This window comes from Jiella mangrovi (assembly GCF_017815135.1).
Classification (GTDB): domain Bacteria; phylum Pseudomonadota; class Alphaproteobacteria; order Rhizobiales; family Rhizobiaceae; genus Jiella; species Jiella mangrovi.
The window spans coordinates 1-13,826 of sequence record NZ_JAGJCF010000007.1 but is presented as its reverse complement, the minus strand read 5'-3'; the positions used below and the strand labels follow the sequence as shown (position 1 = coordinate 13,826).

Genomic DNA, 13,826 nt, shown 5'->3' with positions numbered 1-13,826 from the left:
GCCACCATATATCGACGCCATCATGACATTGCGCAAGCCGCTTCGGCGTCTTTTCGCGTGTGTCAGGAACGCCCCGCCAGCGTGTCGGCCAGAAGACGGCGCACGCTCTCCTCGGCGCTGCGGGCCATCGCCTTTCGGTCCGACGTCCCGGTGAAGGCGATCGGCTCGCCGAAGGCGACGGTCGCGTCGATGGCCCCTTCCTTCAGAAACGCCGTAAGATGCGGTCCGAGGGTGACGTCGCCGGGCCAGGCCGCGAGCGGGCGAAAATAGCGCCCGAGCGGCAGGCCGTTGGCATGGGTGTAGGCGACGGCGACGGGCTGGACCAGCACCGAGCCGGAGGTCGAATCGCGCAAGGCGAGCTGCGCTGCGCCGAAGAGCGCCGTCCTGAAGGTCAAAACCTCGTTGCCGTCGGAGGTCGTGCCCTCGGCAAACAGCACCATCGCGTCGCCTTCCGACAGCCTCTTGGCGATCTCCGAAGCCTGCTTTCCGGTGCGCCCGCGCGCCTCGCGCTCGACGAAGACCGTGCGCTGGAGCTTTGCCAGGAGCCCAAAGGCCGGCCAGTCCCGCACCTCGGCCTTGGCGATGAAGGAGAGCGGCATCACCCCGCCAAGCACCATGATGTCCGACCAGGACTGGTGGTTGGAGGCGAGGAGCAGCGGCCGCCCGGCGGCGGGCGTGCCGGTCACGTGAACCCTCAGCCCGGCGACGCGGCGGGCGACACGGTGCCACAGATGCGGCAGCTTGCGCTGGATCGGCCAGCCGCGCCGCATGGCGAGCGCCTGCAACGGCCAAAGGATCAGCGTCATCGTGACGAGAGCGACGGCCACGAAGACGACGCGCGCCGAGGCGATCATGCTGTTTCGGTCTTGGGGCTGAAGTTATGGCGGCTGAGGCTATGCATGCTGGCTGGACGTCACGATCCGCTCGGGTTCCTGGCCTTTTCGCAACGAGCGGCGTCAGGCCGTGGGAACGAGGCTCCGCTTCAGGGTGAGGGCGCTGGTCCGCCGACCGTCGGGATGTTGATAATAGGCGGGGCGCCGCCCCACTTCCTCGAAACGCAGCCGCTTGTAAAGCCTCAGCGCCGCCTGGTTTTCCTCGTCGACCTCGAGGAACAGCGAGTGCGCCCGCTCGGCATGGAGCTTCTGCAGCACCTGATCCATCAGCATGCGCCCGACGCCCGCCCGCCGGTTTCGGCGCGCCACGGTGATCGTCAGGATTTCGGCTTCCCCCGCGACGAGGCGGGCGAGAACGAAGCCGAGCGGCGCGCTGTGTGGCATGCCGGTAATGCGCGCGACGAAACCGAAGCTGCCACGCTGCGCCAGGAGCGTTCCGAGCTCGTCGCCGGACCAGGGCTGGTCGAACGCCTCGCTGTGCAGTTCGGCGGCGGCGTCGAGATCATTGTCGGCAAGTTCGGCGACGAAGGGCTCGCCCTGGCCGAGCCAGGTTTCCAGCCAGTTCGCCGTCCACATCCAGGGCAGATACCAATACATGACGCTCGTCCTCCCGACATCGGTCCGCGGCGATCCTCATAGCCCGTCGATGCCATGCATGCTCCCCCAACGGCCAGGCTTCGGCGGCGGGATCGCTCATTCAGCTTAATATGATAGCGCGAAGGGAATTAGGGAATGCTTTCCCCGCCCTGTTCACGCAGCGATCGCATCGAGGAAGGCTTGGCGTCGGCGCCGCGCAGATAGAGCGGACGCGGCGGGTCACCCGGCCTTATCGCGGCACCGAGCCGGGCGAGAACTTCAGGGTCGATGCGGTCGCTTTCGCTCGCCACGACGCACCGATGGCCGGCGAGATGCGCCGCCGCAATCGCCGCGCCGCTGCCGACAAGGCGGAGAGGGACGTCCTTGAACGCCTGCCCCATCGCCGGAGCGACGAAATCGTGGAGCAGTTCGGGCGCCAGCGCCGCCGGCCCGTTCAGTTCATCGCCGTTTGCCGAATGAAGCGCCGCATAGACCTCGCCCCTGCGCGCGTCGAGGATTGCAAGAACGGGCGAGCGGATTTCATCGCCTTCCTCGCTGCCGAGCGCCTTCTCGGAAGCCAAGACACCATGGGCGAGCGCTGCGAGCGTCGAGACGCCGATGGCCGGACTATCCAGTGCGAGCGAGAGGCCGCGCGCGGCGGCGACGCCGACCCGAATGCCCGTGAAGGAGCCGGGGCCGGTTGTGACGACGATCCGGCCGAGATCGCGATAGGAGGCGCCGGCGTCAGAAAGTGTGTCGTCGATGACGCCGACGAGCCGCTCGGCATGTCCCTTGCCGATTTCGGGTTCCGTCGCAGAAAGCAGGCGGCCGTCGCCGACGGCATCGAAGACAGCCGCCATGCAGCGGGAAAAGGCGGTGTCGATGGCAAGGATCAGCGGGGGCATCGGGGACACGGGTGGGCTGGGGTGGAAAATTGCGAGGCTGTTCGACGGAGGGCGATCACATCTGGCCCGATCTTCTCGATCAGTCGCTGCATCTGAGGGCCAAAACCCTTTCGGGCAGCGACGATGAGCGCTTCCGCCAAAGTGGCGCCGGAGATCAAGATGCGTTCAGCGTCCTGCACGGCATCGGTACAGGCATCTGACTCCGGTTCGCCGAAAAGAATGCCGATGAGGGCAGACGTATCCACGACGATCAATCTGGCAGGCCGTTCTCGTCGTAGAGAAAGTCCTAGCTGCGGGCCGCAGACGGCCCGGGGGTCGCCTTGGCCCGGACCTCGGCCTGCAGTGCCTTGAAGAATTCCTTGCTGATCTTGCGCTTTTTTCGAATTTGAATGGGAAGAAGTCGAACGACGGCTTCGTCATTGCGGGTCAAAATCACCTCTTCGCCGGCGGCCGCGCGGCTGGCGAGATCGTCGAGACAGTTCTCGGCTTCTGCGATGGAGACCTTCATCTGATTCACCTTCCCTCGAGCCGCTTCCGATTCGCGGCCGCAAGCTCAGCCATCAGGGCGCTGCGATCAACGTGCCAGCTCAAGCCGCCTCGACGGCCTCGACCTCCTGCACCTCCGGCACGAAATGGCGGAGAAGATTCTGGATGCCGTGCTTCAGCGTCGCGGTCGAGGATGGGCAGCCGGCGCAGGCGCCGCGCATGTTGAGATAGACCGTGCCGTCCTTGAAGCCGCGGAAGGTGATGTCGCCGCCGTCCTGGGCGACGGCCGGGCGCACGCGGGTCTCCAGAAGTTCCTTGATCGTCGCGACGGTCGCCTCGTCGGAGGCTTCGAAGAACTCTTCGCCGCTGCTGGCCGCCGGGGCGCCGGAGGCCGCCATGACCGGCTCGCCGGACATGAAGTGCTCCATCAGGCCGGCGAGGATCGCCGGCTTCAGATGCTGCCACTCGGCGCCGCTCTTCGTCACGGTGACGAAGTCGTAGCCGAAGAAGACGCTGGACACATCCGGAATGGCCATCAGCTTGGCGGCCAGCGGCGAGCGCGCCTCGGCCTCCTCCATGGAGGAAAACTCCTCGGTGCCGCGTTCGACCACCACCTTGCCGGGCAGGAACTTCAAGGTGGCGGGATTCGGGGTGACTTCGGTCTGGATGAACATCGTTGCCTCTCGCCGGTCATGCCGGCATCGTTTGGAATTGATCGAAACCTATCGGCTGGCTGCGCCTCCCGCAACAGATGGGGGGCCGGGCGCGTCCTGTGACCGGTCGCCGCCATCGCTCTGTCTTGCGAGCGAAGCCGCGCGGAGCATTTCCCGGCGATCGCTCGATGCGGCTCAGCTCAGGCTGATGATCTCGTCGTCGGTGAGCGAGGCCGGCACGATCGTCACCGGGATCGGGAAGGCCGCGCCCCTGCCGGCCACCGCCGAAACCAGCGGGCCGGGACCTTCGCCGGCTTCGCCAGCTGCGAGCACCAGGATCGCAATTTCACGGTCCGCCTCGATCTGGGCGTGGATCTGCTCGATGATCTTGCCCTCGCGGATCACCGTTTCGGGCTCGATGCCGACGATCTCGCGCAGATCCTCGGCCACCTTGGCGAGCGCATTATGGGCCTCTTCCTCGGCCTCGGCCCGCATCAGCTTTTCCACCCCCAGCCAGTGCTGGAAGTCGCCGGGCTCGATCACGTAGAGCAGCACCGCCCCGCCGCCGGACGCCTTGGCCCGATAGGCGGCATAGGAGGCCGCCCGGCCGCATTCGGGCGTGCCGTCGATGATCGCCAGGAATTTGCGCTTGCCGCCCGCGTCGCGGCCGAGTCGTTTCGAAACCATGGGCATTAAGATGGCGGGTAAGGGCGGTGTCGGCAAGGTGGGGCAAAGCGGCAAAGGTCAGGACGAGGCGTCTCCGCTGGGCGCGCTCGACTGTCGCTGATGGATGAGGCGCAAGATTTCGATTTCGCCGACATTTGCACGATGGGTCATGACGTAAGGCGTTTTCACAATGAGCTTGACGTAGACGCCCGGTATTTTCGTCGGACGGCCGACCGGGTGCTTCGCGACAAGTAAGACCGCTGCTGAAATACGCTCGGAAACGAGCCGCGCAGCGGAGCGATCGTGACGGCCGAGATACCGCATTGCCTCGCGAAACTCTGTTCGCGCTGCCCGTGCCCAGACGATTTTCCTCAAGCCGAAAGGCGCTTATCCGGCGCCAGCATGGCGCGAATCTCCGTCATGGCGTCTTCATGGTCGATGCCGCCATTTGCCTCTACATCGGCAATCCGCCGCTTCAACTCGGCGATCTCGGCCATGTCTTCCGCGAAATGCTCGTCCAGCATGACACCGAGATAGGCGGCGGGATCGTGCCCGGAAGCTTCCGACAGGCGGCGGAGCTTGTCGGCCGCGACACCCGAAAGGGTCAAAGTCAGTGGTTCCTTGGCCATCACATTTCTCGCGCAACCAATGACGGTGGTCCGAAGATAGCCGAAGATCGACGCTTTCGCGAGCCCTCGGCGGCCTACCGCAAAAACCCGACGATGTCCTTCACGTCGCGCATCGTCTTTTCCGCGATCGCGCCGGCCCGCTCGCCGCCGTCCTTCAGCACCGCGTCGATATGGCCGGGATCGTCGATCAGCCGGCGCATCTCGCCATTGATCGGCGAGAGCTTTTCGACGGCGAGATCGGCGAGGACCGGCTTGAATTCGGAAAACTGCCGGCCGCCGAATTCGCTGAGGACATCCGCCTTGGTCTTCTCCGCCAGTGCTGCGAAGATGCCGACGAGATTGTCGGCTTCGGGGCGGCCTTCGAGGCCCTTGGGCTCCGAGGGCAGGGCGTCGGGGTCGGTCTTGGCCTTCTTGATCTTGCGGGCGATCTGCTCGGCGTCGTCGGTGAGGTTGATGCGCGACAAATCCGAGGGATCGGATTTCGACATCTTCTTGGCGCCGTCCTTCAGGCTCATGACGCGCGTCGCCTCGCCGCCGATCAGCGGCTCGGTGATCGGGAAATAGCCGTTCACCGTCTCCTCGCCCACGGCGATCTCAGTACCGAGGCCGGCTTCGGCAATGCGCTCGGAAAAGTCGTTGTTGAACTTGATGGCGATGTCGCGGGTCAGCTCCAGATGCTGCTTCTGGTCGTCGCCGACGGGGACGTGGGTGGCGCGATACAGAAGGATGTCGGCCGCCATCAGGCTCGGATAGGCGAGGAGGCCGAGCGAGGCGTTCTCGCGGTCCTTGCCGGCCTTCTCCTTGAACTGGGTCATCCGGTTCATCCAGCCGATGCGGGCGACGCAGTTGAAGATCCAGGCAAGCTCCGCATGGCCGGACACCCGGCTCTGGTTGAAGACGATGTGGCGCTTGGGATCGATGCCGGCGGCGAGGAAGGCCGCGGTGATCGAGCGGATCTGGCTCTTGAGATCCTCGTGCACCAATTGCGCGGTGATCGAGTGCAGATCGACGACGCAATAGATGCAGTCCTGGCTTTCCTGCAGGGCGACGAATTTCCTGATCGCGCCGAGATAATTGCCGAGATGCAGGTTTCCGGTCGGCTGGACGCCGGAAAAGACACGGGGGGCGAAATCGCTCATGGGGTGGCTCCCGAGGGAAAGCTTCACTGATATTGCCGGGCCTTATGGCGGAGGGGAGGGCGGCGATCAAGCAGTGGGCGGTGCGGCGACGAAAACCGGCACCAACCGGCACGAGAGCCTTGCGCATGTCCCGCCTCTCGCGTAAGAGACCCGCGTTCAGACGAGAGCCGGCCGGCAGGGCATGCCGTGGCGGCTCCAAATGCTGTTCGCGACACTTCCTTTGAGAGAAGGCAGTCAGTCCCGGCGCCGAGAGGCGGTGGAGCTTCAAGTCGCGATCCTCTTAATCAGGAGAGCAAAATGCCCAAGATGAAGACCAAGGCGAGCGCCAAGAAGCGCTTCCGCATGACCGCCAACGGCCACGTCAAGGCCGGTGCCGCCGGCAAGCGCCACGGCATGATCAAACGCTCCAACGACTTCATTCGCGACGCGCGCGGCACGATGATCCTGTCGAAGCCCGACGAGCGGATCGTCAAGACCTACATGCCCTACGACCGCTGAGCGGCGCGTATCCCGGCATAGATTGATTTCAGGAGTTTAGATCATGGCACGCGTCAAAAGGGGCGTCACGTCCCACGCAAAGCACAAGAAGGTTCTCAAGCAGGCCAAGGGTTTCTACGGCCGCCGCAAGAACACCATCCGCACCGCGAAAGCCGCCGTCGACCGCTCGAAGCAGTATGCGACCCGCGACCGCAAGGTGAAGAAGCGGAACTTCCGCGCCCTGTGGATCCAGCGCATCAACGCTGCCGTCCGCGAGCATGGCCTGACCTATGGCCGCTTCATCGACGGTCTCGCCAAGGCCGGCATCGAGGTCGATCGCAAGGTTCTGTCGGACATCGCGATCCACGAGCCGGAGGCCTTCGCCGCCCTATGCGAGCAGGCCAAGACCGCTCTTGCTTATCTCAAAGAGAGCGAGTTCCCGAACGCTTACGAGCGGGCTGTCGGCGAGAAGAAGGCGGCCTGAGCGGCTTAGCCTTTCCGATACGCAGATTCAGACGTTCAGAGCGTTTTTCCCGCGTCCAATCATAGTGGACGACAGTCTCGTCGAACGGCGCATATCGAAGGCTTGGCACTCCGAGATCAGGCGTGTGTTTATATCGCGCTCGTCATGCTCGGGCCCCGTCCCGAGCATCCAGTGCGCCGATTAAGCGTCTGTTTTGTCGAACGTTTCTGGATTCTCGGGACGGGGCCCGAGAATGACGAAGCGTCGAATGGTGCGCCTTCTCGATCAAGTCGCGGCCGCCCCTCATGCACTATGGCGTCCAATAGGACGCAGGGCGTTCTGATGCTTTCAAGACCCGCGGCGAGCCGCGGGTCTTTGCGTTCGAGGCAGGGGCGTTCGAGGCAGGGGAGTGTCCGGCATTGTTCGACTTCGCATCATCCCTTCCCACGGAACATGTCGTCTTGATCGCCGCCTTCGCCCTGATTGCAGGGCTGGCGAGAGGCTTTTCCGGCTTCGGCGCCGCGCTGATCTTCGTTCCGCTTGCAAGCTCGCTGATCGGGCCGAAGCTTGCGGCGCCTCTGCTTCTGATCGTCGACGGGATCGCTGCATCCGGCCTGATCCCGAATGCGCTGGGGCGGGCAGACATTCGCGGCGTTGCCGTGATGGCGATCGGGGCGATTGTCGGTATCCCGCTTGGGACGGCGCTGCTCGCGCTGGTCTCGCCGCTGACCGTGCGCTGGTTCATCGCCGCGATGGTGACGGGTCTTCTCGTCCTGTTGCTTTCGGGCTGGCGCTATTCGGGCCGGAGGCCACCGCTTCTGACCGTGGCGGTCGGATGGATGTCGGGCATGTTCACGGGCGCTGCGGGGGCGGGCGGGCCGCCGGTCGTCGCATACTGGCTGGGAACGGGCTCAGATGGTGCGAAGGTGCGGGCGAACATCGTCATGTTCTTCGCATTCGGAACCCTCGTCACCACCGTCAGCTACACGGTCGGAGGTCTTTTCCAGTGGTCGCTGGTGCCTCTCGCATGGGCCGCCACGCCGCTTTACGGCCTGGGCCTTTTCACCGGATCGCGACTCTTTGGCAAAGCCAGCGACCGGACCTATCGCTGGATCTGCTACGGCCTGATCGCGGGCGCGACGATCATCAGCCTGCCGGTTCTCGACCCGCTGCTGCGATCGTGAGAGTAACGGGCCGGGCAATCGGCCTATTCGCATCGTTGGCGGACCGTCGTTCGGGCCGCCGCGCTTCCATCATCCCGCCCCTTGCGTTAACGAGGCGTCGAGAATGGCCGGGTGTCCGGCGACTTGACATGTTTGGAGTGACCGCGTGAGCGAGAGCGACACGATCGAGGCCGAGCTGACCGAAAAGATCGCCGCTGCCAAGGACGAAGCAGCGCTGGAGGCGATCCGCATTGCCGAGCTCGGCAAGAAGGGCCGGATTTCGGAGATGATGAAGGGGCTCGGCAAGATGAGCCCCGAAGAGCGCAAGGAGGCCGGCCCGAGGCTGAACGGCCTGCGCGACCGCGTGCAGGCTGCGATTGCGGCAAGGCGCGAGGTGCTGGCCGAGGCGGCGATCGCCGCACGGCTTGCCGCCGAGCGCCTCGACGTGACGCTCCCTGTACGCCAGGGCGCGGCGGCGCGCGGGCGCATTCATCCGATCTCCCAGGTGATCGACGAGATCACCGCGATCTTCGCCGATATGGGCTTCTCGATCGCCGAAGGGCCGGACATCGAGACCGACTACTATAATTTCACGGCGCTGAATTTTCCCGAGGGCCATCCCGCCCGCGAGATGCACGACACCTTCTTCCTCTCGCCGGACGACAAGGGCGAGCGCAAGGTGCTGCGCACCCACACCTCGCCGGTGCAGATCCGCACCATGGAAGCCCAGGAGCCGCCGATCCGCATCGTCATTCCCGGCAAGACCTACCGGCAGGACTCCGACGCCACCCACACGCCGATGTTCCACCAGGTCGAGGGCCTCGTCATCGACAGGACCGCGACCATCGCCAACATGCGCTGGGTGCTGGAGGAGTTCTGCAAGGCGTTCTTCGAGGTGCCGCAGCTCAAGATGCGGTTCCGGCCGTCCTTCTTCCCCTTCACCGAGCCGTCGATGGAGGTCGACATCCAGTGCGACCGGTCGAAAGCCGGCGAGGTGCGCTTCGGCGAGGGCAATGACTGGATGGAGATCCTCGGCTGCGGGATGGTGCATCCCAACGTCCTGCGCGCCGGCGGGCTCGATCCGGACGTCTATCAGGGCTTTGCCTGGGGCATGGGCATCGACCGCATCGCCATGCTGAAATACGGCATGCCCGATCTCAGAGCTTTCTTCGACGCCGACGTTCGCTGGCTGGAGCATTACGGCTTCCGCCCGCTCGACATGCCGACGCTGTTCGGGGGCTTGAGCCAGGGGTAAAAGTCAAAGACGGGGAGCCGCTGGATTAGGCCCCAGAAGCAGGAAGGAAAACGGGATGTCGATCATCACGGTGTTGAGTGACGATGAAGCGCGCCGCCTTGTTGATCCCCTCTTGCGGGAGCGGCTGAAGGAGTTCGGCTATCGTGGTGTTGTCGTCAGCTCCGAGGAGGATTTCGACGGCGACATGGTTCTGAGGCTCACGGTGGACGTCGATCGGCAGGTATCGGGCCGTGCCATGCTCGATGTGGGCGGGGAGATCTGGGGCGCTTTGCTCGATCGCGGAGACGCGCGGTTTGCGCTTTTGACCTATCGCCGTCCCGATCCTGCCTCCGGAGTCGGTATGTCAGCCGTTAATCCCGGTTCGAACGATGGTTGACGACCTCCTTCTGACGGCTGAAGCCCTCCTGCGCGAGGGCGGCGAGAACCAATCCTCGCGGCGAAAGGCCGTAAGCACGGCCTATTATGCGGTTTTTCATGCCTTGGCCGACCTTGCAGCCAGCACTTTGCTGCCGCAGATGAACTCCGACAGCTGGGAGTATGCCCGTACTTACCGCTCGCTCGACCATGGACCGCTCAAGAATGTCTTCCTTCAGTTTCCCTTGAAGGACGACGAACGGTTTCGGATGATCGGCCAGTCCGTCGTTCAGCTACAGATCGAACGGGCCAGGGCCGACTATCTGCCGAGCGATCCCTCGCTTTTCTCTTTGAGCCAAGTAGCCGATCTCATCGTGCAGGCCCGAAACGTGATAGCTGCTCTGCGCAGCCTCAGTGTTGCGGACTGCCGCAAACTTGCGGTCTGCCTGCTGTTTCGCGTGAGGAAGGACTAACTGGCCATGCGACGTTGCAGCGCAAATCGGAACTTGCCATGACCCACCCCTCCACCCCTCACCACACCGGCGGCTGCCGCTGCGGCGCGATCCGCTTTGCGGCCTCCGCCGATCCGCATTTCGCGTCTCTGTGCCATTGCGAGGACTGCCGCCGGGCGTCCGGTGCGCCATTTCTTTCCTTTGTTGGCTTCTATCGCAGCGAGGTGAGCTTCGATGGCGGCGAGGGGAGAGGCTACGGCAGCGGGCCGACCAGGCGGAGCTTCTGCGAGACATGCGGGGCGCCGATCGCCTATTACGACACGCGGCTGCCGGATAGGATCTACTTCAATCTCGGCGCGATGGACGCGCCGCATCGCTACGAGCCGACGCTGCAGGCCTATGCAGCCGAAAGGCTGCCCTTCGCCTGCATTGCCATCGATCTGCCGGCTCGCGATAAGGGCGGCGTTCCCCGGCCCTGAACGACCCGTCGCGACGCAAGACCGCCAAACCCAAAATTCCGAACGGACCCCCGAAATGCAAACCCGCCTGCTCGTTCTCGACATCATCGCCGTTCTGGCCGGGGCCATCGTCGGCCTCTTCGTCGTCGACATCCTCGGCTGGGTGCTGTTCAACCTCTCGGTCACCGGCATGGTCGCGTCGATCGGCCGGTGGATCATCGTCCTCCTCACCGTCGGCCTGTTCGCCTTCTACTATCGCGTTCTACCTGCGACGGGGGCGGCGATCGCGTCCTTCTTTACCGGCGTGGTCGTGCCGCTCGTCGCCGAGAAGATCGTCTTCGGCTCGTCCCTGTCGACGACATCGCTCACGTTTCTCTATGTCGTGTTTTCCGTCGTCGCGCTGTTCACTTATCGCTTCGTGCGCGCCGGACGCAAAGCGTCCGATCTTGGCGGCAAGGCCGATCGAACGCTTTCCTAGTCCGATACCGCTGGCGCAAGTCGGCGGACCGACGTCCTGTTTCGAACCGAATGAAGTGCTGACCCGATGAAATTCACACTCTCCTGGCTGAAGGATCACCTCGAGACCGAGGCGAGCCTGTCCGACATCTGCGAGCGGCTGACGATGATCGGCCTCGAGGTCGAATCCGTCGACGACCGGGCGGTGTTCGAACCGTTCCGCATCGCCCGGGTGATCGCCGCCTCTCAGCACCCGGATGCCGACCGTCTGAAGCTCCTCTCGGTCGATGCCGGGCCGGAGGTCAACGACGGCAAGCCGCTGCAGATCGTCTGCGGTGCGCCCAATGCCCGCGAAGGCCTCGTCGGCGTTCTGGCGCTGCCCGGCACCTATGTTCCCGGCATCGACACGACGCTGTCGGTCGGCAAGATCCGCGGCGTCGAATCCTTCGGCATGATGTGTTCGGAGCGCGAGCTCGAACTTTCCGAGGCCCATGACGGCATCATCGACCTTCCGGCCGACGCGCCGGTTGGGACGCGCTATGCCGATTACGCCGATCTCATCGATCCGGTGATCGAGATCAACCTGACGCCGAACCACCCGGAAGCCACCGGCGTCTTCGGCATCGCCCGCGATCTCGCCGCCTCCGGCCTCGGCACGCTCAAGACACCCGAGGTGCCGCGCATCGAAGGCGAGGGCGACGTCGGCGTCGCGCTCGACGTTTCCAGCGCGACCTGTCTCGGCTTCGCGCTCCGCCGGGTGTCCGGCGTCAGGAATGGCGCCTCGCCGGAGTGGCTGAAGAAGCGGCTGAAGGCGATCGGCCTGCGCCCGATCAACGCCCTCGTCGACGTCACCAACTACATCACCTTCGATCGCGGCCGGCCGCTCCACGTCTTCGACGCGAAGAAGGTGGCGGGCGCCCTCAAGGTTAGGGACGCGCAAGAGGGCGAAACCATCCTCGCCCTCGACCAGCGCGAATACACCCTTGCCGCCGGCACCTGCGTCATCGCTGATGACAAGGGCGTCGAATCCATCGCCGGCATCATGGGCGGCGAGCATTCGGGCTGCGACGAGACCACCACCGAAGTCCTGATCGAATCGGCGCTGTGGGAGCCGCTCGACATCGCCCGCACCGGCCGCGCCCTCGGCATCATCACCGATGCCCGCTACCGCTTCGAGCGCGGCGTCGACCCGGCCTTCATGGAGCCGGGGCTCGATCTGGCCACGAAGATGGTGCTCGATCTGTGCGGCGGCACCGCGTCCAAGCGCGTCGTCGAAGGCGTCAAACCCTTCGAGCCGAAGGAGGTCGTCCTGCCGCTGACCGAGTTCCAGCGGCTGACGGGGCTCGCCATCGAGCCGGCCGAGCAGGAGCGCATCCTCGACGTTCTCGGCTTTCAGCCCCGCCGAAAGGGCGAGACCCTTGTCACCACCGTGCCGAGCTGGCGCCCGGATGTCGACGGCAAGGCCGATCTCGTCGAAGAGGTCATGCGTCTTCACGGCGTCGACGAGATCAAGCCGGCGCCGCTCGCCTCGCTGGCGGCCGTCAATGGCAAGATCCTGACGACGGCCCAGATCCGCGACCGGGCCGCCCGCCGGGCGCTGGCCTCGCGCGGCATGGTCGAGTGCGTCTCCTACAGCTTCGTCTCCGAGGCCGAGGCGAAAGCCTTCGGCGGCGGCGATGCGTCGCTGAAGCTCGCCAATCCGATCTCGGCCGATCTCTCCGACATGCGGCCCTCGCTGCTGCCGGGGCTGATCGCCGCCGCCCGCCGCAATGCCGCCCGCGGCTATGGCGACACGGCGTTGTTCGAGGTGGCCGGGGTCTATGTCTCCGATCTGCCGGATGGCCAGAAGCGCGTTGCCGGCGGCATCCGCCGGGGCACGGCCGGACTGGACGGGACGGGCCGCGACTGGGCCGGCAATTCGCCCGCCGTGTCGGTCTTCGACGCCAAGGCCGATGCCTTCGCCGTCCTCGAAGCGGCCGGCTTCCCGGCCGACAAGCTGATGATCGAGGCGCCGGCGAGCGAGTGGTATCACCCCGGCCGCTCGGGCCGCATCAAGCTCGGGCCGAAGGTGGTCATCGCCGAGTTCGGCGAGTTCCATCCGACCGTTCTGAAGACCCTCGACGTCTCCGGCCCGCTCTGCGGCTTCGAGGTGTTTTTGGACAAGGTGCCCCAGCCGAAGAAGAAGCCGACGCGCACCAAGCCCGTCCTGACGCTTTCGCCTTTCCAACCGGTGCGGCGCGACTTCGCCTTCGTCGTCGACGATCAGGTCGAGGCGGGCCGGATCGTGCGGGCCGCCGAGGGCGCCGACAAGGCGCTGGTCAGGGAAGTGAGGGTCTTCGACGTCTTCGCCGGCTCCGCGCTCGGCGAAGCGAAGAAGTCCGTCGCCATCGAGGTGACCCTGGCGCCAGCCGAGCGCACCCTCACCGAAGAGGAGCTTGAGGCGGTTTCGGCGAAGATCGTCTCGCAGGTTCAGAAAGCGACCGGCGCGACCCTGCGCGGCTGATCGGCCCTAGAGCGGCGTGCGTCCGAACGGACGCCGCAGTGCACGACACGATCCTCGAGGGCCGGCCACGGCTTGATCGATAAGGCGCACCATTCGACGCTTCGTCATTCTCGGGCCCCGTCCCGAGAATCCTGTGTGTTCGAATTGGTGTATGGTGGGAGGCGGGAAGGAGGCCGTTGGTGTATGGTGGGAGGCGGGAAGGAGGCCGAGAGAATCCTGGTCGTCCGCAAGGCAGACCGGTGCCTGGCATGGCCCCTTCCCGCGCCGTCTTCGAAACCTGAACAGTTGCATGAGGCTG

At 65.1% G+C, this 13,826-nt stretch carries 19 protein-coding genes; 9 read left to right on the top strand and 10 right to left on the bottom strand.

Features of this window, described 5'->3' with window-relative positions; all coding sequences use genetic code 11:
• Positions 1–62 precede the first annotated feature (62 nt).
• From olsA to trpS, 10 genes are all read right to left on the bottom strand, one after another.
• Complete coding sequence (gene olsA / locus J6595_RS11930) at positions 63–854, bottom strand: lyso-ornithine lipid O-acyltransferase (protein WP_209594793.1); 792 nt, start codon at positions 852–854, stop codon at positions 63–65.
• Positions 855–956: 102 nt separating this feature from the next.
• Positions 957–1,469, bottom strand: coding sequence for a GNAT family N-acetyltransferase (locus tag J6595_RS11925; protein ID WP_425342150.1), 513 nt, complete (start codon positions 1,467–1,469; stop codon positions 957–959).
• A gap of 149 nt (positions 1,470–1,618) precedes the next feature.
• Positions 1,619–2,374 (bottom strand): tRNA (adenosine(37)-N6)-threonylcarbamoyltransferase complex dimerization subunit type 1 TsaB, encoded by a 756-nt coding sequence (gene tsaB / locus J6595_RS11920; RefSeq protein WP_209594791.1) that lies wholly within the window; start codon positions 2,372–2,374, stop codon positions 1,619–1,621.
• Positions 2,362–2,619: a PIN domain-containing protein gene (locus tag J6595_RS22955; RefSeq protein ID WP_425342149.1), complete on the bottom strand. Its 258-nt coding sequence runs from the start codon at positions 2,617–2,619 to the stop codon at positions 2,362–2,364. Before J6595_RS22955 ends, tsaB begins: the two co-directional genes overlap by 13 nt.
• A 41-nt stretch (positions 2,620–2,660) precedes the next feature.
• Positions 2,661–2,882, bottom strand: coding sequence for a type II toxin-antitoxin system Phd/YefM family antitoxin (locus tag J6595_RS11910; protein ID WP_209594789.1), 222 nt, complete (start codon positions 2,880–2,882; stop codon positions 2,661–2,663).
• 79 nt (positions 2,883–2,961) lie between these two features.
• A complete protein-coding gene (locus J6595_RS11905) occupies positions 2,962–3,534 on the bottom strand; it encodes a NifU family protein (RefSeq protein WP_209594788.1) in 573 nt (190 codons plus the stop codon).
• Positions 3,535–3,708: 174 nt separating this feature from the next.
• The gene (locus J6595_RS11900) at positions 3,709–4,200 is read right to left on the bottom strand and encodes a universal stress protein (RefSeq protein WP_209594787.1); all 492 of its coding nucleotides are present in this window, start codon (positions 4,198–4,200) and stop codon (positions 3,709–3,711) included.
• Between the two features lie 57 nt (positions 4,201–4,257).
• On the bottom strand, positions 4,258–4,554 hold the full coding sequence (locus J6595_RS22950; RefSeq protein WP_209594786.1) for a type II toxin-antitoxin system RelE/ParE family toxin: 297 nt from the start codon (positions 4,552–4,554) through the stop codon (positions 4,258–4,260).
• A complete protein-coding gene (locus J6595_RS11890) occupies positions 4,551–4,808 on the bottom strand; it encodes a hypothetical protein (RefSeq protein WP_209594785.1) in 258 nt (85 codons plus the stop codon). The genes J6595_RS22950 and J6595_RS11890 overlap by 4 nt, the downstream gene beginning before the upstream one ends.
• Positions 4,809–4,882: 74 nt before the next feature.
• Complete coding sequence (gene trpS / locus J6595_RS11885) at positions 4,883–5,947, bottom strand: tryptophan--tRNA ligase (RefSeq protein WP_209594784.1); 1,065 nt, start codon at positions 5,945–5,947, stop codon at positions 4,883–4,885.
• A 297-nt stretch (positions 5,948–6,244) separates the two neighbouring features.
• On the opposite strand from trpS, the gene rpmI reads away from it, so the two are divergent.
• The 9 genes from rpmI to pheT all read left to right on the top strand — a co-directional run bounded on the left by rpmI (position 6,245) and on the right by pheT (position 13,528).
• Positions 6,245–6,445, top strand: a complete 201-nt coding sequence (gene rpmI / locus J6595_RS11880) for a 50S ribosomal protein L35 (RefSeq protein ID WP_209594783.1) — start codon at positions 6,245–6,247, stop codon at positions 6,443–6,445.
• Positions 6,446–6,488: 43 nt separating this feature from the next.
• Positions 6,489–6,908 (top strand): 50S ribosomal protein L20, encoded by a 420-nt coding sequence (gene rplT, locus J6595_RS11875; RefSeq protein WP_209594782.1) that lies wholly within the window; start codon positions 6,489–6,491, stop codon positions 6,906–6,908.
• A 440-nt stretch (positions 6,909–7,348) separates the two neighbouring features.
• Positions 7,349–8,071, top strand: coding sequence for a sulfite exporter TauE/SafE family protein (locus J6595_RS11870; RefSeq protein ID WP_245198257.1), 723 nt, complete (start codon positions 7,349–7,351; stop codon positions 8,069–8,071).
• A gap of 145 nt (positions 8,072–8,216) precedes the next feature.
• On the top strand, positions 8,217–9,305 hold the full coding sequence (pheS, locus tag J6595_RS11865; RefSeq protein WP_209594780.1) for a phenylalanine--tRNA ligase subunit alpha: 1,089 nt from the start codon (positions 8,217–8,219) through the stop codon (positions 9,303–9,305).
• Between the two features lie 55 nt (positions 9,306–9,360).
• On the top strand, positions 9,361–9,681 hold the full coding sequence (locus J6595_RS11860; RefSeq protein ID WP_209594779.1) for a hypothetical protein: 321 nt from the start codon (positions 9,361–9,363) through the stop codon (positions 9,679–9,681).
• Positions 9,674–10,132 carry a hypothetical protein gene (locus J6595_RS11855; RefSeq protein WP_209594778.1) on the top strand — a complete coding sequence of 153 codons (459 nt, stop codon included), beginning with the start codon at positions 9,674–9,676 and terminating at the stop codon, positions 10,130–10,132. Before J6595_RS11860 ends, J6595_RS11855 begins: the two co-directional genes overlap by 8 nt.
• 38 nt (positions 10,133–10,170) lie before the next feature.
• Positions 10,171–10,590, top strand: a complete 420-nt coding sequence (locus J6595_RS11850; protein ID WP_209594777.1) for a GFA family protein — start codon at positions 10,171–10,173, stop codon at positions 10,588–10,590.
• Positions 10,591–10,645: 55 nt separating this feature from the next.
• Entirely contained in the window at positions 10,646–11,047 is a 402-nt protein-coding gene (locus tag J6595_RS11845) for a hypothetical protein (protein WP_209594776.1), read from the top strand.
• Positions 11,048–11,113: 66 nt separating this feature from the next.
• Entirely contained in the window at positions 11,114–13,528 is a 2,415-nt protein-coding gene (gene pheT / locus J6595_RS11840) for a phenylalanine--tRNA ligase subunit beta (RefSeq protein ID WP_209594775.1), read from the top strand.
• Positions 13,529–13,826: the final 298 nt, after the last annotated feature.

Coding starts and splice junctions, on each gene's coding strand:
- olsA (WP_209594793.1), bottom strand. CDS start 854: ATGATCGCCTCGGCGCGCGTCGTCTTCGTGGCCGTCGCTCTCGTCACG.
- J6595_RS11925 (WP_425342150.1), bottom strand. CDS start 1,469: ATGTGGACGGCGAACTGGCTGGAAACCTGGCTCGGCCAGGGCGAGCCC.
- tsaB (WP_209594791.1), bottom strand. CDS start 2,374: ATGCCCCCGCTGATCCTTGCCATCGACACCGCCTTTTCCCGCTGCATG.
- J6595_RS11910 (WP_209594789.1), bottom strand. CDS start 2,882: ATGAAGGTCTCCATCGCAGAAGCCGAGAACTGTCTCGACGATCTCGCC.
- J6595_RS11905 (WP_209594788.1), bottom strand. CDS start 3,534: ATGTTCATCCAGACCGAAGTCACCCCGAATCCCGCCACCTTGAAGTTC.
- J6595_RS11900 (WP_209594787.1), bottom strand. CDS start 4,200: ATGGTTTCGAAACGACTCGGCCGCGACGCGGGCGGCAAGCGCAAATTC.
- J6595_RS11890 (WP_209594785.1), bottom strand. CDS start 4,808: ATGGCCAAGGAACCACTGACTTTGACCCTTTCGGGTGTCGCGGCCGAC.
- trpS (WP_209594784.1), bottom strand. CDS start 5,947: ATGAGCGATTTCGCCCCCCGTGTCTTTTCCGGCGTCCAGCCGACCGGA.
- rpmI (WP_209594783.1), top strand. CDS start 6,245: ATGCCCAAGATGAAGACCAAGGCGAGCGCCAAGAAGCGCTTCCGCATG.
- rplT (WP_209594782.1), top strand. CDS start 6,489: ATGGCACGCGTCAAAAGGGGCGTCACGTCCCACGCAAAGCACAAGAAG.
- J6595_RS11860 (WP_209594779.1), top strand. CDS start 9,361: ATGTCGATCATCACGGTGTTGAGTGACGATGAAGCGCGCCGCCTTGTT.
- J6595_RS11855 (WP_209594778.1), top strand. CDS start 9,674: ATGGTTGACGACCTCCTTCTGACGGCTGAAGCCCTCCTGCGCGAGGGC.
- J6595_RS11850 (WP_209594777.1), top strand. CDS start 10,171: ATGACCCACCCCTCCACCCCTCACCACACCGGCGGCTGCCGCTGCGGC.
- J6595_RS11845 (WP_209594776.1), top strand. CDS start 10,646: ATGCAAACCCGCCTGCTCGTTCTCGACATCATCGCCGTTCTGGCCGGG.
- pheT (WP_209594775.1), top strand. CDS start 11,114: ATGAAATTCACACTCTCCTGGCTGAAGGATCACCTCGAGACCGAGGCG.